Raw genomic sequence first — 18,783 nt, forward strand, 5'->3', positions numbered from 1 at the left:
TCCTCGGAGGCCCGATCCCGGCGGTGGACGCGACCTGGGTCACGTTCGACCGCGCGGTCTCAGAGCTTCTCGACCGGCGCGTAGCGCAGCAGCAGCCGCTTGGTGCCCAGGTCGCCGCCGAAGTCGACGTGCGCCATCGCCTTGTCGCCGGCACCCTCCACCCGGACGACCGTGCCCAGGCCGAACGAGTCGTGCGTGACCCGGTCGCCCGCGTCCAGCGCGATGACCTTCTTGCTGCGCTCGGGGGCGATGCGCCCGGCCAGGCGTGCCACGGCGGGCTGGCTGGTCGGGGCGTGGGCGGCCGTCGAGCCCTCCCGCTCCCACTGCAGCAGGTGCTCGGGCAGCTCGCCGAGGAAGCGCGACGGCGGGTTGTACTGCGGCGACCCGTAGGCCGACCGGACCGTGGCACGCGACAGGTGCAGCCGCTGCTGGGCCCGGGTGATGCCGACGTAGGCCAGCCGGCGCTCCTCCTCGAGCTCGTCCGGGTCGTTCAGCGAGCGCATGTGCGGGAAGGTGCCGTCCTCCAGCCCGGTCAGGAAGACGACCGGGAACTCCAGCCCCTTGGCCGAGTGCAGCGTCATGAGCGTCACCACGCCCTGCCCGTCGTCCTCCTCGGCCCCGGCGTCGGTGTCCGCCACCAGCGAGACCTGCTCCAGGAAGGCCGACAGGTGCTCGACCCCGCTGGCGGTGCCCTCCGACGGGCTGTCCGGGTCCGCGGCGGCCTCGTCGAACTCCCGCCCCACGGAGACCAGCTCGGCCAGGTTCTCCAGCCGGCTCTCGTCCTGCGGGTCGTCGGAGTCCCGCAGCTGCTGGGCGTAGCCGGTCTGCTCCAGCACTGCCTCGAGGACGTCGGCCACCCCTCCCCCGGCCTCGGCGACCGTGCCGAGGGCCTCGAGCAGCGAGGAGAAGCTCTGCACGGCCCGCAGGGAGCGCGTGGCGAGGCCGGGTGCCTCGTCGGCCCGGGCGAGCGCGGCGACGAAGGGGATGCGCTCCCGCTCGGCCAGCGCCACCAGGGCACCCTCCGCGCGGTCGCCGATGCCGCGCTTGGGCACGTTGAGGATGCGCCGCAGGTTCACGGTGTCGGTCGGGTTCACCAGCACCCGCAGGTAGGCCAGTGCGTCCTTGATCTCGCGGCGCTCGTAGAAGCGGGTGCCGCCGACCACGCGGTAGGGCAGGCCGACGCGGACGAACACCTCCTCCAGCGCCCGCGACTGGGCGTTGGTGCGGTAGAACACCGCCACGTCACCAGGGGTCGCGTCACCGGCGTCCACCAGGGCGTCGATCCGCTCGGCGACGAAGCTCGCCTCGTCGTGCTCGTTGTCGGCCACGTAGGCGACGATCTTCTCCCCGTCACCCGCCTGCGACCACAGGTTCTTGGCCCGCCGGCGCTCGTTGCGCTCGATGAGCGTGTTGGCCGCGGTCAGGATCGTCTGCGTGGAGCGGTAGTTCTGCTCCAGCAGGATCGTCGTCGCCTCCGGGTAGTCCGTCTCGAACTCCACGATGTTGCGGATGGTCGCGCCGCGGAAGGCGTAGATGGACTGGTCGGCGTCACCGACCACGCACAGCTCGGCCGGCGGGACGGCGTGCTCGGCGCCCTGCTGCCCGGGCTCGGGCACGCCGGTGGCCCCGGCCCCTCCGGTGAGCTCGCGGACCAGCACGTACTGCGCGTGGTTCGTGTCCTGGTACTCGTCCACCAGGATGTGACGGAAGCGGCGCCGGTAGTGCTCGGCCACCTGCGGGAAGGCCTGCAGGATGTTGACCGTCATCATGATGAGGTCGTCGAAGTCGAGCGCGTTCGCCTCGCGCAGCCGCTGGCTGTAGCGGGTGTAGACCTCCGCGATCGCACGGTCGTAGGGGTTGTTCTCGGCCACCGTCGCGGCGAACGCCTCGGCGTCGAGCAGCTCGTTCTTGGCCGCCGAGATGCGGTGCCCCACCACACCGGACGGGAAGCGCTTGGGGTCGAGGTCCAGCTCGCGGACCACCAGGCTGATCAGCCGCTGGCTGTCCGCGGCGTCGTAGATGGAGAAGGTGGAGCGCAGCCCGACCGTCTTGGCCTCGCGCCGCAGGATGCGCACGCAGGCCGAGTGGAAGGTGGACACCCACATGGCGCGGGCTGGCGGGCCGACGAGCGCCTCGACGCGCTCGCGCATCTCGGCCGCGGCCTTGTTGGTGAAGGTGATGGCCAGGATCTGCCCGGGGTGGACGCCCCGGAAGCGCAGCAGGTGCGCGATGCGGTGGGTCAGCACCCTCGTCTTGCCCGAGCCGGCCCCCGCGATGAGCAGCAGCGGCGACCCGGAGTGCACCACGGCCTCGCGCTGCTGCGGGTTCAGACCGGTGAGCAGGTCCTCCTCGGTGCCCGCGGACCCGCTCGCCGCGCGGTGGCGGGCACGGGCCGACCCGGTGGATGGCGGCGGAGCGCCCTCACGCGCCCAGTCGGGCACGCCGTCCGGCCCCACCCCGGAGTCCTGCTTCGGCACTCCCTCGCCCTCGGCCGCTCCCCCGGTCGACGAGCCCACGGGCCCTGCAGCGTTGCCGAACAGGTCGAGTTCTGCGAAGGGATTGCTCATGGTGGGTCCATCGTAAGTCGCAGCCACGACAACCTCCGGCCCTCCTACGATGACCGGATGCACACCATCTTTGAGCTGTTGGCCGTCGTGCACCTGTTGGGCATGGCAGCGCTGGTGGGCGGCTGGCTCGTCTCACTGCGCACCGACGTGATCAACACCGTCATGCTCTGGGGCGCACGGGTGCAGCTGCTCACGGGACTGCTGCTGGTGCTGCTGGCCGAGACCGACGGGATGCCGCTGGACCACGCGAAGATCGGGGTGAAGGTGGTCATCTCGCTCATCGTGGTGGGGCTGTGCGAGATCGCGGCCGACAAGGAGCGCCGCGGCGCGGAGGCCCAGGCCCTGCGGAACTCCGCAGGTGGCCTGGCCGTGCTCAACGTCCTGGTCGCGAGCCTCTGGCACCTGTTCTGAGGTGGACCGCGCGCTGCAGGTCCGCCACGTTGCGGCGGATGCGTCCACCCACCCGCTCGTCGTCCAGGGCGACCCAGGCCGCCCGGGTGGTGGAGCCGCCGACGTCGTGCACGACCGGCTCGAGCTCCTCGGCCACCGTGGCCGCCCACACCAGGCTGATGCCGTGGTAGTCCTCCTCGACCCCGTCGCCCCGCCGGCCGCGGCCGGTCCAGGAGCGCACCGTCAGCGGCTCGGCCCCGGCGATCTCGTGACCGGTCTCCTCCCACACCTCGCGGGCCAGGGCCTCGGCGAAGGTCTCCCCGGGGTCCACACCGCCACCGGGCCAGTTCCAGAACTCGGTGTCGGTGTAGTCGTCCCAGAGGCCGGTCAGCAGCACCCGCTCGCCGGCCGCGTCGAAGACGACCGCGTGGGTGGCCACCCGCTGGCGCCGCTCGGGGGACCCGACCTCCACCACCATGCCCGGGGTGGCCGGCTCCGGGAGGTCCTGCGGGTCGTGGCCGTCGGAGAAGTCCAGCACCAGCGGGCGCTCCAGCGACCCGCCGCGCGGGCTCTCGCGCAGGTCCCCCGCATCGACCCGCGGGTGCGCGCCGGGCACGGCCGGGGCACCCATCTCGGCCGCCAGCCAGGTCGGGTCGACGCCGTGGCCGACGGCCAGCACGACCTCGCCCACCCGCACGAACAGCGGGATCGGGCCCGTCGGGTCGGGGCGGTGGAAGGTCTCCTCGTCCATGCACCCCATCCCACCACGCGGGGTGGGTGTCCGCCCCGAGTCGGGGGTGCACGACGCACGCGTGATGCAGGATGTTCGCGATGACCGACCACTCACCGGGCTCGACCGCCATCTCGGCCCTCGACGACGACCTCGATCCCCAGGGCGCCTCGCTGTCCCCGGCCCGGATCGCCTCGGCCTTCCTGGGGCTGGGGATCGCGGGCACCATCATCATCTGGGGCCTGCCGTGGATCGCGGACACGACCTGGACGCAGATCGGCACCCAGCTGGGCCGGCTGTCGGGGCCGAACATCGCGTGGCTGACGGGGCTGACCTCGGTCGCGGTGCTCTTCTACACGCTGGTCATGACCGGCTCGATCCGCGGGCTGAAGACCGGTCAGGCGGTCATCTCGAACCTGGTGGGCACGATGATCTCCACGACCTTCCCGCTCGGCGGTGCGGTCGGCGTCGGTGCAACCTATGCGATGTTCCGCAGCTGGGGGTTCCCCCGCAAGGATGTGTCCTCGGCGCTGACGGTGATCGGCGTGTGGAACATCCTCGGGCGGGCGGCGCTGCCGGCGATCGCGGCGGCGTGGATGCTCTACGAGGCCGTGGGCACCCTGCCCAGGCAGGTGGTGCTCTCGCTGATGATCGGCGGCGGTGCCGGTGGTGGGCTGCTCGTCGGCTTCGTGCTGGCGGTGGCCTCGCGGACCGTCGCCGGGGCGATCGGGTCGAGCATCGGGTGGCTCGCGTCGCCGTTCATCGCCCGGCTGGACGTGGAGCGGGAGGACTTCCGGCAGGTGGCGCTCGACCTGCGGGAGCGGATCGCCACGACCGTGCGCACCGGCGGCTGGACCATGACGCTCGGGATGGCCGGCTTCCTCGGCTTCTACGCCGTCGTGTTCTGGCTGTGCCTGCGGTTCATGGGGGTGGACATCTCGCCGGTGCAGGCCTTCGCGGCGTACGCGGTGGGGCGTCTGCTGACGGCGTTCCCGGTGACCCCCGGCTCGATGGGCGTCACCGAGGCGGGGGCCCTGGCGATCCTGGTGGCCGGCGGGGCGAGCCCGGCCGGCGCCTCGGCGGCGGGGTTGCTGTTCAGCCTGTTCACGAACGTGCTGCACGTGCCCGCCGGCGTCGTGGCCGGGGCCGTGTGGATCCTCACCGCCGGCCGCGCCGGGAACCGCCCCGGGACGCAGTAGGTCGGACGGGGAACCGGGCGCGTTCGCGGCCAGGGCGCCCTCGGAGGAGCGTCCCGACGCGGTGAGGCGTGGGGTAGCGCGGTGAGGTGTGGGGTAGCGCGCCGTCGAGGGCGCGTTACCCCACACCTTTCCGCGTTGGGAGGCCCTGAGCTTGGTGACGACCCGGTGCCGTCAGGCGGGTTCTGAGGAGATGCAGAAGGAGGGTGGAGCCTTGAAGGCTCCACCCTCCTTCTGCATCTCAAGGATCAGACCTTGTGGCAGTTCTCGTCGCCCCTCTGGGCCACCGTGGTGGTCAGCACCTGCCCGTTGGAGAGCACGACGTTGACCGTCCAGAAGTTCGGCAGGATGCCCTGCGGGCTCGGGCATGCCGCCAGCTTGGTCACACCGCTGTAGGTGATGGCGAAACGACCCGACGGGCCCGTGGTCCCGTCGACGCAACCGTCAGGGCCGGGCGTGTAGGTGCCGTTGGCACCCGAGCCACCGTCGAAGTGCATGTTGAGGTCCCACGAGGGCCGGCTCACGCCGTCGGGGTAGACCACGTCCCGTAGGTTCGCGGTGGTCGACACCGTGGTCTTCCACCCAGGGGACTTCGGGGTCCACGGCATCGCCGACAGGTTCTGGCCGCGACGGTTCGAGGTCGAGTTGCCGACCCAGAACGCACCCGGGCCGGACGACGTCTGGCCGATCCGGTTCGCGATCCACCACTTGTAGTCGACGCTCACGATCGTGACACCCTCGGGCAGGTTGTCCACGAAGATCTGAGCACCGACGTCCAGACTCTGGGTGGTGGCACCGGGGGTGGTGCCGACGCCCCCCCCCAGTCGTAGGTCGGCCCACCCGAGACGCGGAGCGTCGGGGTGCAGGCGCCGGAGGCGGCAGTCGCCGGCGCAGCGGCGGCCATGGTGACGGCGGGCACGGTCCAGACAGCGCCCTTGGCCACCGAGCGACGCGGGATCTGGGAGTTGCTCATGAGGAGTCCTTCAAGTCAGCGGGCGCCACCGGGCGAAATCCCAGGCCACCCCGCCCGCCGCGGCACTCAGAACCTGAGGGAAACCCCGCCACGCGCACCCTCTTGCCTTCCGGCACAAGAGAATCAACCCGTGACGTGATTTTCCTCACAGCAGGCTGCGGCGAGTCACTCCCACTCGATGGTGCCCGGCGGCTTGCTCGTCACGTCGAGCACCACGCGGTTGACCTCGTCGACCTCGTTGGTGATGCGGGTGGAGATCCGCTCGAGCACGTCGTAGGGCAGGCGCGTCCAGTCGGCGGTCATCGCGTCCTCGGAGCTCACCGGGCGCAGCACGATCGGGTGGCCGTAGGTGCGACCGTCTCCCTGCACACCCACGCTGCGCACGTCCGCGAGCAGCACCACCGGGCACTGCCAGATGGAGTCGTCCAGGCCGGCGGCCGTGAGCTCCTCGCGCGCGATCGCGTCGGCGGCGCGCAGCGTCTCCAGCCGGTCAGCCGTCACCTCGCCGATGATGCGAATGCCCAGCCCCGGCCCGGGGAAGGGCTGGCGCGCGACGATCGCCTCGGGCACACCGAGCTCGCGGCCGATCGCGCGCACCTCGTCCTTGAAGAGCATGCGCAGCGGCTCCACCAGCCCGAACTGCAGATCGTCGGGCAGGCCGCCCACGTTGTGGTGCGACTTGATGGTGGCCGTGCCCGAGCCGCCACCGGACTCGACGACGTCCGGGTAGAGCGTGCCCTGCACGAGCCACTTCACCGGGTGCTCGTCCCCGGTGTGCTCCCCCGCTCGGCCGGCGACCACGTCGCGCGCGGCCTGCTCGAAGGTGCGGATGAACTCTCGGCCGATGATCTTGCGCTTGGTCTCCGGGTCGGTCTGACCGGCGAGCGCGCCGAGGAACTGGTCGGTCGCATCCACCGTCACCAGGTCGACCCCGGTGGCGGCCACGAAGTCGGTCTCGACCTGCGCCCGCTCGCCCGCGCGCAGCAGACCGTGGTCGACGAACACGCAGGTGAGCTGGTCGCCGACGGCCTTCTGCACCAGTGCCGCGGCCACCGAGGAGTCGACGCCACCGGAGAGGGCGCACAGCACGCGGTCCTCCCCGACCTGCTCACGGATGTCCGCCACCAGTGTCTCGATGACGTGCTCGTTGGTCCAGCGGCCCTCGAGCCCGGCGCCGTCGCGGAGGAAGTTCTCGAGCACCTCCTGCCCGTGCGCGGAGTGCATGACCTCGGGGTGCCACTGCACGCCGAACAGCCGCCGCTCCCGGTCCTCGATGGCGGCCACCGGGGCACCGGGGGTGCTGGCCGTGGTGACCATGCCGGCCGGGGCCTCGCTCACGGAGTCGCCGTGCGACATCCACACCGACTGCGTGGCAGGCTGCCCGGCGAAGAGCACCGAGTCGACGCCCTCGGTCACGGTGGCCGGGGTGGAGCCGTACTCGCGCTGGCCGGTGCGCGCCACGGTGCCCTCCAGCGCCTGCGTCATGGCCTGGAAGCCGTAGCAGATGCCGAACACCGGCACCCCCGCCTCGAGCAGGCCGTCGGCCAGGCGCGGGGCACCCTCGGCGTAGACCGAGGACGGGCCGCCGGAGAGGATCAGCGCCGCCGGCTCCTTGGCCAGCACCTCCTCGGCAGGCATGTCGTGCGGCACGACCTCGGAGTAGACGTTCGCCTCCCGCACGCGCCGGGCGATGAGCTGGGCGTACTGGGCGCCGAAGTCGACGACGAGAACCGGGTTTGACTGGAGGTCACTCACGGCGGGCAAGCCTACCGTCGGCCCGTGCGTGCCGGTGCGCGACTCAGCGCCGCCGGCCGGCCTGCAGCGGACCGTCGATCTGCAGGCGGGCGTCCTTGGTGACCTTGCGCTCCATGACGAAGGACCAGAACGGGATGCAGCCGGACACCATGATCCACAGCATGCGGCCCAGACCCCAGTGGAGCGCGAAGCAGAGCACGGCCGTGGCCACGACGTAGGCCATGAAGATGAACCCGTGGATGGGCGACCACAGCTCGCTGTAGCGCGGCAGGTCGAAGCCGTACTTGGCCACCATCACGCCGATCAGCACCAGCAGGGCGAACGACTCCACGAACGCCAGGACCTGCCAGACCTTCAGCTTGGTGCGGATGGTGGGGTCGTCGGCACTTTGCGGACGCATGACGGGGTCGACCACGGTGACTCTCCTGGTGGGGGAAATCGGTCCCTCAGGCTACCTCTGCCCGCTTGGACTCGTCGTAGAGCATGCGCACCGCGACCCACACGCCGAAGCCCGCGAAGAGCCACCACTGCAGCGCGTACCCGGCGTTCTGCCAGTCCAGCCCGGCCGACTCCGGCGGGGGCGGCGGCACGTCCTGCAGCCCACCGGTCGTCAGGTCGACCGCGCTGCCGCCGACGGTCGCCTCCTGCGCGAAGACGAAGCCGTTGTGCACCGGCGGCGGCCAGGTGTTGGCCAGCCACGCGAGGTCCACCGAGCCGTGCACCTCGTCGCTCCCGCCCCGGGTGGACGAGGGCTCCTCGCCAGCGTCCAGCGCCCCGGTCAGGTCGAGCCGCTCGTCCGCCCCGTCGGGCAGCGGCGGTGCGTGCTCCGGCACCTCCCCCGGCAGGAAGCCGCGCAGGACTGCCAGGCTCGCGCCGTCCGTGGTCTCGAAGCGAGAGATGACCCACGACCCGGTCCGGTCACCCAGCCGACGCTCGGGCACCAGGAACTGCTCGCCGGTGAACGACCCACTGGTGGTGACGGTGCGGCCCCGCTCGGCCGCCGGGAAGGACTCCCCGACCGGCAGCACCTTCTCGAGCGGCGCCGGCTGACGGGAGCGAGCCTCCTCGAGGGCCTTCTGCTGTCCGTCCTCGGTGGCGTTGTGGAGCTGCCACAGCCCGAGGCGCCAGAAGAGCACCACGAGCCCCACCACCACCGCGGCGAGGACCCACCACCGGGGGGTGGACCGGAAGTACCGCCAGGCGCGCGCGTGGGGGCTGTGGGTCACTCGTCGGACCCGGGACTCTCCGCCGTGTCGTCGAACACCTGGATAGAGCCCACGTAGTTGGCCATCCACACCTTGTGCGTGGCGTCGTCGTAGGTGATGCCGATGGGGTGGTGACCGGCCGGCACCTCCTGGATCTCCTCCATCGTCTCGGTGTCGATCTTGCTCATGGAGTCGCTGTAGTAGTTCACGACGTACAGCGCGGTGCCGTCGCCGGAGATGTCCATGGAGCGCGGCTCGTTGCCGGTGTGCACCTCGCCGAGCACCTTGCCGGTCCTGGCGTCGAGCTTGCTGATGCGGCTGGTCTCGTACTGCTTGTAGGCACCGGAGGCGACCACGTACAGGTACTTGCCGTCCGGCGAGACCACGACGTGGCGGATGCGCTCGCCGGGCGTCGCGAACACCTCGGCCTTCTTGGCCCCGGGCTCGATCCTGTAGACGTTCGAGGTGCCCATGGCGGTGGCGAAGGCCGTCCCGTCGGGGGCGAAGTCGATGCCGCGGGCCCAGCGGCCCAGCTCGATGCGCCCGGTCTCGTCGCCCGACTCGAGGTCGATGACCGACAGGTTGTAGTCGCACCAGTTGGAGACGAGCATCGTCTTCTCGTCCGGGCTGATGGCCGCGTACTTGGGCACGGCCCCGGCGGCGAAGGCGTCCTTCACCTCACCCGACTCGACGTCGACCTCGTAGATGTAGCCCTTGTCGGTGACCTCGCCCTTCTCGCACAGGTCGCCACCGTGCGGGCTGAAGCCCGGACCGTACATCTGGTAGTTGGTCACGTAGGCCGTCTTCCCGTCCTGCGTGAACGCGGCCTCCACCGGGGCGCCCTGCACGGTGCCGCTGCCCTCGGTGTCGAAGTCGTCGAGGTCCACCTCGTCGCTGATGGTGTGCACCAGGTCGTGGCTCTCGGCGTCGTACACCGTCATCGTGTGCTGGTACATCATGTTGTTCGCGATGACCTTGCCGCGGTCGTTGGAGACCACGGACTTGGGCCGGATGTCGCCCTTGATGGTGTCCACCTGGCGCAGGAAGGTCTCGTTGGCCGGCTTCTCGGGGTCCGACGGCTCCAGGGGGGCCGACGCCTTCTCGGAACCGTCGTCGGAGGACCCCCCGGAGGCCGGGGACTCGCTCCCGCTCGCCCCGTCGCCCGACTCGCCGCTCCCGGACCCGGTCGTGGCCTCCGCGTCGCCGGACTCCCCCTCGCCGGACTCCGTGGCCCCACCCGACGCGTCGGCCGACGAGGACTCCCCGGCCGACGCGGAGGCGGTGCTCTCCTGCTCGGGCGCGTCACCGCCCTCCTCGCCGCCGGAGCAGGCCGACAGGGCCAGGGCCGACGTCAGGAACAGGGCGGCACCAGCGCGCGCCCGGGAAGGGTGGACGAAAGAGGTGGTACTCACGGGATCTCCCACGGTCGCGGGTGTGGCGGTGGTCCGCGATGGCTCCCCCGCCCGGTCGGCGCCGCACACGACGCAGGCCCCGATGATACCCGGGGCCCGCGTCGTCGGAGGGAAGGGCTCAGGCGCCCTGGTAGGGCGCGAGGACGACCTCGACGCGCTGGAACTCCTTGAGGTCGGAGTAGCCGGTGGTCGCCATCGCGCGCCGCAGGGCGCCGACGATGTTCGTCGTGCCGTCGGCGGTGTCGCCGGGACCGGTGAGGATCTGCTCCATCGAGCCGACCGTGCCCACCTCGACGCGCTCGCCGCGCGGCAGCTTCTCGTGCCACGCCTCGGCGCCCCAGTGGAAGCCGCTGCCGGGGGCCTCGTCCGCACGGGCCAGGGCAGCGCCGAGCATGACCGCGTCGGCACCGCAGGCGACGGCCTTCACGACGTCCCCCGAGCGCCCCATCGAGCCGTCGGCGATGACGTGCACGTACCGGCCACCGGACTCGTCCATATAGTCGCGGCGCGCGGCGGCCACGTCGGCGACCGCGGTCGCCATCGGCGCGTGGATGCCGAGCGTCAGGCGGGTGGTGTGCGCCGCGCCGCCGCCGAAGCCCACCAGCACGCCGGCGGCCCCGGTGCGCATCAGGTGCAGCGCGGCGGTGTACGAGCCCGCTCCACCGACGATCACCGGCACGTCGAGCTCGTAGATGAAGCGCTTGAGGTTCAGCGGCTCGGCCTGGCTGGAGACGTGCTCGGCCGAGACCGTGGTGCCACGGATGACGAAGAGGTCCACCCCGGCCTCCACGACGTCACGCCAGTACTGCTGCGTGTTCTGCGGCGAGAGCGCACCGGCGACGGTCACACCGGCCTCGCGCAGCTGCTGCAGGCGCGCGGTGATGAGCTCGGGCCGGATGGGGGCGGAGTAGGCCTCACGCAGGGTCGCCCGCGCCTCGGCCGGGTCGGCCTTCGCGATGCGGCGCAGCAGCTCCTCCGGCTCGTCGTGGCGGGTCCACAGACCCTCGAGGTCGAGCACCGGCAGACCGCCCAGCCGACCGAACTCGATGGCCGTGCTCGGCGACATCACCGAGTCCATCGGCGCCGCCATCACGGGCAGGTCGAAGTGGTAGGCATCGATCTGCCAGGAGGTGGACACCTCCTCGGGGTCCCGGGTGCGACGGTTCGGGAGCACCGCCACGTCCTCGAAGGAGTAGGCGCGACGCGCCCGCTTGCCACGGCCGATCTCGATCTCGTTCACACCGCCACCCTACCGGCGGGGGTCCCGACCGGAAGACCGGTCGGGACCCCCGCGAGGCCCGGCGGTGCGGGTCAGCGGCCGGTGTAGTTGGGGGCCTCCATGACCATCTGCACGTCGTGCGGGTGGGACTCGATGAGCCCGGCGGTGGTGATGCGCACGAAGCGGCCGTTCTCCTTCACCTCCGACAGGGTGCGGGCGCCGACGTAGAACATCGACTGCCGCAGACCGCCGACGAGCTGGTAGACCACCGCGGAGAGCGGGCCGCGGTAGGCGACCTTGCCCTCGATGCCCTCGGGGATCACCTTGTCGTCCTCGGAGACGTCGCCCTGGAAGTAGCGGTCCTTGGAGTAGGAGACCCCGCGGCCGCGCGACTGCATGGCACCCAGCGAGCCCATGCCGCGGTAGCTCTTGAACTGCTTGCCGTTGATGAAGACCATCTCGCCGGGGGACTCCTCGCAGCCGGCCAGCAGCGAACCCACCATGACGGCGTCCGCCCCGGCCACCAGGGCCTTGGCGATGTCGCCGGAGTACTGGAGGCCGCCGTCGCCGATGAGGGGGACCCCGGCGGGGCCGGCGGCCTTCGCGGCCTCGTGGATGGCGGTGATCTGCGGGACGCCCACGCCGGCCACCACGCGGGTGGTGCAGATGGAGCCGGGGCCCACACCCACCTTGATGGCGTCCACCCCGGCGTCGACCAGGGCCTGCGCACCCTCGCGGGTGGCCACGTTGCCGGCCATGATGTCCACGTGCGCGGCCGACGGCTCGGCCTTCAGGCGGGCGACCATGTCGCACACGCCGCGGGAGTGGCCGTGGGCGGTGTCCACCACCAGCAGGTCCACCCCGGCGTCGACCAGGGCCATGGCCCGCTCCCAGGAGTCACCCCAGAAACCGACCGCCGCGCCGACGCGGAGACGACCCGCGTCGTCCTTGGTCGCCAACGGGTACTGCTCGGTCTTGGTGAAGTCCTTCACCGTGAACAGGCCCCGGAGCACGCCGTCGTCGTCCACCAGGGGGAGCTTCTCGATCTTGTGCTCGGCGAGCTTGGCCAGCGCCTCGTGCTTGTCCACGCCGACCGGCGCGGTGACCAGCGGCGTGCGCGTCATGACCTCGCCCACCGTGCGCTCCATGTCGGTCTCGAAGCGCAGGTCGCGGTTGGTGATGATGCCGACCAGACGGCCGCCCTCGTCGACGACCGGGAGGCCGGAGACGCGGAAGCGACCACAGGTCTCGTCGACCTCACCGAGGGTCGCGTCGACGGTGGTGGTCACCGGGTCGCTGATCATGCCGTTCTCGGAGCGCTTGACGCGGTCCACCTGGGCGGCCTGGTCGGCGATGGAGAGGTTGCGGTGGAGGATGCCGATGCCCCCCTGGCGGGCCATGGCGATGGCCATGCGGGCCTCGGTGACGGTGTCCATGGCGGCCGAGAGCATCGGGATCGCGACCTCGATCCGCTTGCTGATGCGCGTGGTGGTGGTCACCTCGCTGGGGATCACGTCACTCTCGCCGGGGAGGAGCAGGACGTCGTCGTAGGTGAGTCCGATGGGCGCGAAAGTGTCCGGGTTCTCCATGGGAGAAGTTTAGCGACCTGCACGCTGTGGCAGGGATCACTCGACTCAAGTGCATGAGATGTCCATCATCGGGGTAGGAAATACGAGTCGGACCACGAAATGTCGTCCGGCAGACCGACACGAACCCGTCTCGCACGTCTGAGGTAACCCATGGACAGCACTGCACGCCAACCCGGCCCCGTCGCCGATCTCTGGGACTGGCAGTTCGAGGGCCTGTGTCGGACCACCGACCCGGAGGAGTTCTTCCACCCCGAGGGGGAGCGGGGAGAGCGCCGCCGCCGGCGGGAGGAGAAGGCCAAGCTCGTCTGCGCCCGTTGCCCCGTCATCGACCCGTGCCGTGAGCAAGCCCTGGCCGCCCGTGAGCCCTACGGGGTGTGGGGTGGGCTCTCGGAGTCCGAGCGCGAGCAGCTCATCGCACGCCGGGAGGCGCCGCGGACGGCCTGAGCCGGTGGCGCGGCCATGCCGCGCCCTCCCCCGTGGCCCCGGTCAGGAGCGCTCGACGAGGATCTCCCCCACCGGGGTGCCCACCACCTGCCCGGGGCGCAGCTTGCGTCCCCGCTGCGTGCAGGTCTCGCCGTCGACCGACACGTCACCGGCCTGGATCACCTCACGGGCGATGGCGCCGTCGTCGACGACGTTGGCCAGCTTGAGCACCTGCCCGAGCGTGATGAAGTCGTCGGAGATGGACACGCGCAGGGGCTCGGGTGACTGGCTCATGCCCCCAGTCTCCCCCATCGCACCCGCGCCCGGCACGACGACGGCGGGGCCGGGCCCCCGCAGGAACCCGACCCCGCCGCACGGGTGGGACGGCCTCAGTGGCTGTGGCCGTGGCCCTCGTTCTCGTCCTTCTTCTCGACCGGCTTGTCCACCACCAGGGTGTCGGTGGTGAGCACCAGCGCGGCGATGGAGGTCGCGTTCCGCAGCGCGGAGCGGGTCACCTTCACCGGGTCGATGATGCCGGCGGCCACCATGTCGACGTACTCGCCGGTGGCGGCGTCCAGGCCGTGACCGGCCTTCTCCTCGGCCACCTTCGCCGCGGCGACGTGGCCCTCGAGGCCCGCGTTCTCGGCGATCCAGCGCAGCGGCTGGTTGAGAGCGGCCTGCACGGTGCGCACGCCCACGGCCTCGTCGCCGGAGGTGGAGCCCAGGAGCTCCTCCAGCGCGGCGGCGGCCTGCGTCAGGGCGGTGCCACCGCCGGCGACGATGCCCTCCTCGATGGCCGCACGGGTGGCGGCGACGGCGTCCTCGACGCGGTGCTGCTTCTCGGTCAGCTCGGTCTCGGTGTGCGCACCGACCTTGATGACGCACACGCCGCCGGCCAGCTTGGCCAGGCGCTCCTGCAGCTTCTCGCGGTCCCAGTCGGAGTCGGTGTTCTCGATCTCCTTGCGGATCTGGGCCACGCGCTCCTCGACCGCCGAGGCGTCGCCACGGCCGTCGATGATGGTGGTCGCGTCCTTGGTGATCTGGATGCGGCGGGCCGAGCCCAGGGACTCCACGCCGGCGGAGGTCAGCTTGAGGCCGACCTCCTCGGAGATGACCTCCGCGCCGGTCAGGATCGCGATGTCCTGCAGCATCGCCTTGCGGCGGTCACCGAAGCCCGGGGCCTTCACGGCGGCGACCTTCAGGCTGCCGCGCACGGTGTTGACCACGAGGGTCGACAGGGCCTCGCCCTCGACGTCCTCGGCGATGATGACCAGCGGCTTGCCGGTCTCGACGACCTTCTCCAGCAGCGGCATGAGGTCGGCGATGTTCGAGATCTTGCCGCCGTGGATGAGGATCAGCGCGTCCTCGTGGACGGCCTCCATCCGCTCGCTGTCGGTGACGAAGTACGGGGACAGGTAGCCCTTGTCGAACTGCATGCCCTCGGTGTAGTCGAGGGTCAGCTCGGTGGTGGAGGACTCCTCGACGGTGATGACGCCGTCCTTGCCGACCTTGTCGAAGGCGTCGGACAGCAGCTCGCCGACCTCGGGGTTCTGGGCCGAGAGGGCGGCGACCTTGGCGATCTCCTCCTTGCCCTCGACCGGGCGGGCCGCGTTGACCAGGTGGGAGTCGACGGCCTCGACCGCCTTCTCCATGCCGCGCTTCACGCCGGCCGGGCTGGCGCCGGCGGCGACGTTGCGCAGGCCCTCGCGAACCATCGCCTGGGCGAGCACGGTCGCGGTGGTGGTGCCGTCACCAGCGACGTCGTTGGTCTTGGAGGCGACCTCCTTGACCAGCTGGGCGCCGAGGTTCTCGTAGGAGTCCTCGAGCTCGACCTCACGGGCGATGGTGACGCCGTCGTTGGTGATGATCGGCTGGCCGTAGGCGCGCTGCACCACGACGTTGCGGCCCTTGGGGCCGAGGGTGACCTTGACGGTGTCGGCGAGCTGGTTGACGCCGCGCTCCAGCGCCTTGCGGGCGTCGTCGTTGAATTCGAGCATCTTGGCCATGGAAGGCCCTCCTTGCAGTGAGTCAGGGGGTACGACGCGAGCCACGCCCCGCCCTCAGGGCTCCGGGCGTGGCTCGCGGGGCGGTGCCGGTTCTCCCGGCGCCTCGTGCGCTCAGCGCTCGATGATGGCCAGCACGTCGCGGGCGCCCAGGATGAGCACCTCCTGACCGTCGTACTTCACCTCGGTGCCGCCGTACTTGGAGTAGATGACGCGGTCGCCGACGGAGATGTCCATCGGCACGCGCTCGTCACCGTCCTCGTTGAAGCGGCCGGGGCCGACGGCGATGACCTCGCCCTCCTGCGGCTTCTCCTGGGCGGTGTCGGGGATGACCAGGCCGGAGGCGGTGGTCTGCTGGGCGTCGACGGCCTTGACGACGATGCGGTCCTCGAGGGGCTTGATGGTGGCCATGGGACCTTCCTCTCTCTGGGAGCGGCACCGGTGACCCCGGTGCACGCGATGAGTTCTTCGAGTCGGCGCCGGCGGGTGTGCGACTCCCGGGCCCGTCGCGGTGGTCCCGGCAGCTGGCACCCGGCGGCGCTGAGTGCCAGCGCCAAATCTAGGCACGCCTCTGGCACTCGGTCAACTCGAGTGCCAGAGGCGTGCGGAGGTGCGGGGACGGTCTCAGAGGAGGGGCTGCAGGGGCTGCAGCAGGCGCTCGATGCCACGGGCCCACCAGGCGCGGCTGCGCCACTCCTCGAGCGTCAGCCGGCGGCAGTTCGTGAGGTCGTGCTCGAACACCTCCTGCATGTGGCGCGCCTGGCCCTCGTCGACGATCTCGAGGTTCACCTCGTAGTTGCCGGTGAGCGACAGGCGGTCGATGTTCGTGGTGCCGACGGTGGCCCACCGGCCGTCGATCACGGCGGTCTTCGCGTGCACCATCGCGTGCTGGTAGAGCCAGAGCTCGACCCCGCCCTCGAGCAGCTTCTCGAAGTAGTAGCGCGCCACCCAGTCCGCGACCACGTGGTTGGACCGCTCGGGCAGGATCACCTTGATGTCCACCCCGCGGCGCCGGGCCCTGAGCAGGTCCTCGAGGATCTCCGGGTCCGGGATGAAGTAGGCCTGCGTGATCCACACCGACTCCGCGGCCCGGTCGATCGCCTCCAGGTACATGCCCCGGATCGGGAAGAGCAGCTTGGAGGGCACGTTGCGGAAGGCCTGCACCGGCTGCCCCCACTCACGCCCCAGGACGTCGGCGAGCACCGGCTGGTCCGGGCGCCGGTAGCGGTTCCAGAAGTCCACGAAGACGTCGGCGAGCTCCAGCGTGGTCGACCCGGTCACCCGCACGTGCGTGTCACGCCACTGCGTCGCGTACTGCTCGCCGATGTTGTACCCGCCGACGAAGCCGACCTCCTCGTCCACGACGAGGATCTTGCGGTGGTCGCGCCCCCAGTGGCGCGGGCCCAGCAGCACCTGCGGGCGCAGCACCGGGAACTCCAGCTTGTGCACCCCCTCGGGCCAGCGCTTGAACTCCCGGGAGACGACCAGGTTGGCGAGGCCGTCGAAGATGACGTACACCGCGACACCGCGCTCGGAGGCCGCGACGAGCGCCTCCTTGAAGCGCCGGCCCACGGCGTCGTCCTTGAGGATGAAGGACTCGAACAGGATCTCCTCGCGGGCCGACTCGATGGCCTCGAGCATGTCCCGGTAGACGTCCTGGCCGAAGGTGTAGGTGGTGATGGTGCTGCGGCCTGTCGCGGTGTCGACCGGCTCCACGGTCGGGAACGAGCGGACCGGCGGCGTGCGGCGTCGACGCCGGCGGTTGCTGACCACCAGCCCGGTGACCGCCGCCGCCTGGGCCGCTGCCTGCACCCCCGTCGCCCACAGCAGTGCCCGACCCACTGTGCGATGTGGCAAGACCCCTCCTCGTCCCGACCGGATGACCGCCCTGCCGCGCGGCAGGGCGCCATTCTAGGGAGCAGCGGGGGCGGGCCCGGCGCCGGTGCGAGACTGGGCCACCCGCCCGCCACCGCACCCGGGACCGCCGGGTGCGAGACGGCCCAGCCGAGGAGAGGACCCACCGTGACCGACACCCCAACGTTCGACGAGGACGCCCTCGACGACGCCGGGGTGCTGCACTCGGTGGCCCCCGGCACGGACCCCGCGCTCGACGCCCTGGTGGACGAGGTGACCGGCGCCGGTGCCGACGACCTGCAGGCGGCCGCCCGACTGCGCGCCGCCGGGGTGGGGCCGCGTCGGGCCGCGGCCGCGCTCTCCCAGGCCGAGCTCCGCGCGGCGGGGGGCGCGAAGTTCGGCGACCGGGCGGACTCCCTGCTCCTCACCCGTGCGGGCCTGGAGCAGGCCACCCGCTGGCAGGTGGCCCGGCTTCACGCCGAGCGCTTCGCGAGCGCCGGCATCGGGCACGTCACCGACGTGGGGTGCGGGCTGGGGGCCGACAGCCACGCCATCGCCGAGGCGGTCGGGGCGGTCACGGCCGTCGAGGCCGACGCGGTGACGGCGGCCGCCGCCGCGCACAACCTGCGCCCGGCGGGAGTGGAGGTCGTGCAGGCCGAGGCCGACGCCACGCTGCGGCCGCCGGAGGGCATCGACCCCGGCGACTGGGGGCTCTGGTTCGACCCCGCGCGCCGCACCGGCGTGGCGGACGCCCACGGGCGCGCCCGACGGGTCAGCGGACCCGGCCAGCTGCGCCCGAGCCTGGACCTCGTTCTGGAGCTGGCGAGTCGGGCCGCGCTCACCGGGTGCAAGGTCGGCCCGGGGTGGCGGCACGCCGACATCCCGCCCGGGGCGGACGCGCAGTGGGTCAGCCACGACGGCGACCTCGTCGAGGCCGTGCTCTGGGTGGGGGTGGGTACCTCGGGGACGCGCAGCGCCACCCGGCTCGCCGCGGACGGGACCGTGCTGGCGCAGGCGGACTCCTCCGCCCTCACCGAGGGACCGGTCGGGGCCCCCGCCCACCCGGTGCTGACGAGCGAGGACGACCTGGGCACGCACCTGTGGGAGCCGGACCCCGCCCTCGCCCAGGCCGGGCTGGTGGGCCTGTTGGCCCACGACGGGGCGGCCGAGACCGGGCCCGGGGTCGGGTGGCTGACCGCGGACCGGCCGGGTGAGGGCCCGTGGGTGCGCAATCACCGGGTGCTGGAGGTGCTGCCGCCCCGACCGAAGCAGCTCAACGCCTGGGCCCGGCGCTGCGGCGTCGGCGAGCTGGTGCTGCGCAAGCACGGGTCGGCGGTGGACCCGACCGCCCTGCGCCGCCGCCTGCGGACCAGCGGCACCCAGCGGGCAGTCCTGCTGCTCACCCGCATCGGGGACCGGCAGGTCGCGGTCCACCTGACCCCATAGACTCCGCTGCGGGCAGGCATC

Annotated in this window: 17 protein-coding genes; 4 read left to right on the forward strand and 13 right to left on the reverse strand. The window is 71.8% G+C overall.

Annotated features, from left to right (window positions below; translation table 11 throughout):
- Window positions 1-59: 59 nt before the first annotated feature.
- Complete coding sequence (gene pcrA / locus ACY8FT_RS06680; RefSeq protein ID WP_462418117.1) at window positions 60-2,567, reverse strand: DNA helicase PcrA; 2,508 nt, start codon at window positions 2,565-2,567, stop codon at window positions 60-62.
- Between the two features lie 57 nt (window positions 2,568-2,624).
- Here pcrA and ACY8FT_RS06685 point away from each other — a divergent pair, with 57 nt between their 5' ends.
- Window positions 2,625-2,978, forward strand: coding sequence for a hypothetical protein (locus ACY8FT_RS06685; RefSeq protein WP_462418118.1), 354 nt, complete (start codon window positions 2,625-2,627; stop codon window positions 2,976-2,978).
- On the opposite strand, the gene ACY8FT_RS06690 is transcribed toward ACY8FT_RS06685, so the two are convergent.
- Window positions 2,941-3,708 (reverse strand): NUDIX hydrolase, encoded by a 768-nt coding sequence (locus tag ACY8FT_RS06690; protein WP_462418119.1) that lies wholly within the window; start codon window positions 3,706-3,708, stop codon window positions 2,941-2,943. The genes ACY8FT_RS06685 and ACY8FT_RS06690 overlap by 38 nt on opposite strands.
- An 80-nt stretch (window positions 3,709-3,788) precedes the next feature.
- On the opposite strand from ACY8FT_RS06690, the gene ACY8FT_RS06695 reads away from it, so the two are divergent.
- Complete coding sequence (locus tag ACY8FT_RS06695) at window positions 3,789-4,886, forward strand: lysylphosphatidylglycerol synthase transmembrane domain-containing protein (protein ID WP_462418120.1); 1,098 nt, start codon at window positions 3,789-3,791, stop codon at window positions 4,884-4,886.
- 245 nt (window positions 4,887-5,131) lie between these two features.
- On the opposite strand, the gene ACY8FT_RS06700 is transcribed toward ACY8FT_RS06695, so the two are convergent.
- From ACY8FT_RS06700 to guaB, 7 genes are all read right to left on the reverse strand, one after another.
- The gene (locus tag ACY8FT_RS06700; RefSeq protein WP_462418121.1) at window positions 5,132-5,608 is read right to left on the reverse strand and encodes a hypothetical protein; all 477 of its coding nucleotides are present in this window, start codon (window positions 5,606-5,608) and stop codon (window positions 5,132-5,134) included.
- Window positions 5,609-6,021: 413 nt separating this feature from the next.
- Entirely contained in the window at window positions 6,022-7,611 is a 1,590-nt protein-coding gene (guaA, locus tag ACY8FT_RS06705) for a glutamine-hydrolyzing GMP synthase (RefSeq protein ID WP_462418122.1), read from the reverse strand.
- Between the two features lie 43 nt (window positions 7,612-7,654).
- Complete coding sequence (locus ACY8FT_RS06710; protein ID WP_462418123.1) at window positions 7,655-8,026, reverse strand: DUF3817 domain-containing protein; 372 nt, start codon at window positions 8,024-8,026, stop codon at window positions 7,655-7,657.
- Between the two features lie 31 nt (window positions 8,027-8,057).
- Window positions 8,058-8,837, reverse strand: coding sequence for an SURF1 family protein (locus ACY8FT_RS06715; protein ID WP_462418124.1), 780 nt, complete (start codon window positions 8,835-8,837; stop codon window positions 8,058-8,060).
- Complete coding sequence (locus ACY8FT_RS06720; protein WP_462418125.1) at window positions 8,834-10,228, reverse strand: YncE family protein; 1,395 nt, start codon at window positions 10,226-10,228, stop codon at window positions 8,834-8,836. Before ACY8FT_RS06720 ends, ACY8FT_RS06715 begins: the two co-directional genes overlap by 4 nt.
- A 118-nt stretch (window positions 10,229-10,346) precedes the next feature.
- A complete protein-coding gene (locus tag ACY8FT_RS06725; protein WP_462418126.1) occupies window positions 10,347-11,468 on the reverse strand; it encodes a GuaB3 family IMP dehydrogenase-related protein in 1,122 nt (373 codons plus the stop codon).
- A 71-nt stretch (window positions 11,469-11,539) separates the two neighbouring features.
- Window positions 11,540-13,036, reverse strand: a complete 1,497-nt coding sequence (guaB, locus tag ACY8FT_RS06730; protein WP_462418127.1) for an IMP dehydrogenase — start codon at window positions 13,034-13,036, stop codon at window positions 11,540-11,542.
- Between the two features lie 150 nt (window positions 13,037-13,186).
- Here guaB and ACY8FT_RS06735 point away from each other — a divergent pair, with 150 nt between their 5' ends.
- The gene (locus tag ACY8FT_RS06735) at window positions 13,187-13,480 is read left to right on the forward strand and encodes a WhiB family transcriptional regulator (protein WP_462418128.1); all 294 of its coding nucleotides are present in this window, start codon (window positions 13,187-13,189) and stop codon (window positions 13,478-13,480) included.
- Between the two features lie 42 nt (window positions 13,481-13,522).
- Here the strand turns inward: ACY8FT_RS06735 and ACY8FT_RS06740 are convergent, their stop codons facing one another.
- From ACY8FT_RS06740 to ACY8FT_RS06755, 4 genes are all read right to left on the reverse strand, one after another.
- The gene (locus tag ACY8FT_RS06740) at window positions 13,523-13,753 is read right to left on the reverse strand and encodes an RNA-binding S4 domain-containing protein (RefSeq protein WP_462418129.1); all 231 of its coding nucleotides are present in this window, start codon (window positions 13,751-13,753) and stop codon (window positions 13,523-13,525) included.
- 95 nt (window positions 13,754-13,848) lie between these two features.
- Window positions 13,849-15,465 (reverse strand): chaperonin GroEL, encoded by a 1,617-nt coding sequence (gene groL / locus ACY8FT_RS06745; RefSeq protein ID WP_462418130.1) that lies wholly within the window; start codon window positions 15,463-15,465, stop codon window positions 13,849-13,851.
- 111 nt (window positions 15,466-15,576) lie between these two features.
- Entirely contained in the window at window positions 15,577-15,873 is a 297-nt protein-coding gene (gene groES, locus ACY8FT_RS06750) for a co-chaperone GroES (protein ID WP_462418131.1), read from the reverse strand.
- Between the two features lie 213 nt (window positions 15,874-16,086).
- Window positions 16,087-17,319, reverse strand: a complete 1,233-nt coding sequence (locus tag ACY8FT_RS06755) for a phospholipase D-like domain-containing protein (protein WP_462418132.1) — start codon at window positions 17,317-17,319, stop codon at window positions 16,087-16,089.
- A gap of 165 nt (window positions 17,320-17,484) precedes the next feature.
- Between ACY8FT_RS06755 and ACY8FT_RS06760 the strand changes: the two genes are divergently transcribed.
- Entirely contained in the window at window positions 17,485-18,762 is a 1,278-nt protein-coding gene (locus tag ACY8FT_RS06760) for a THUMP-like domain-containing protein (RefSeq protein WP_462418133.1), read from the forward strand.
- Window positions 18,763-18,783: the final 21 nt, after the last annotated feature.

Source organism: Kytococcus sp. Marseille-QA3725 (genome assembly GCF_054950055.1).

Coding starts and splice junctions, on each gene's coding strand:
- ACY8FT_RS06735 (WP_462418128.1), top strand. CDS start 13,187: ATGGACAGCACTGCACGCCAACCCGGCCCCGTCGCCGATCTCTGGGAC.
- guaB (WP_462418127.1), bottom strand. CDS start 13,036: ATGGAGAACCCGGACACTTTCGCGCCCATCGGACTCACCTACGACGAC.
- ACY8FT_RS06685 (WP_462418118.1), top strand. CDS start 2,625: ATGCACACCATCTTTGAGCTGTTGGCCGTCGTGCACCTGTTGGGCATG.
- groES (WP_462418131.1), bottom strand. CDS start 15,873: ATGGCCACCATCAAGCCCCTCGAGGACCGCATCGTCGTCAAGGCCGTC.
- ACY8FT_RS06690 (WP_462418119.1), bottom strand. CDS start 3,708: ATGGACGAGGAGACCTTCCACCGCCCCGACCCGACGGGCCCGATCCCG.
- pcrA (WP_462418117.1), bottom strand. CDS start 2,567: ATGAGCAATCCCTTCGCAGAACTCGACCTGTTCGGCAACGCTGCAGGG.
- ACY8FT_RS06740 (WP_462418129.1), bottom strand. CDS start 13,753: ATGAGCCAGTCACCCGAGCCCCTGCGCGTGTCCATCTCCGACGACTTC.
- ACY8FT_RS06695 (WP_462418120.1), top strand. CDS start 3,789: ATGACCGACCACTCACCGGGCTCGACCGCCATCTCGGCCCTCGACGAC.
- groL (WP_462418130.1), bottom strand. CDS start 15,465: ATGGCCAAGATGCTCGAATTCAACGACGACGCCCGCAAGGCGCTGGAG.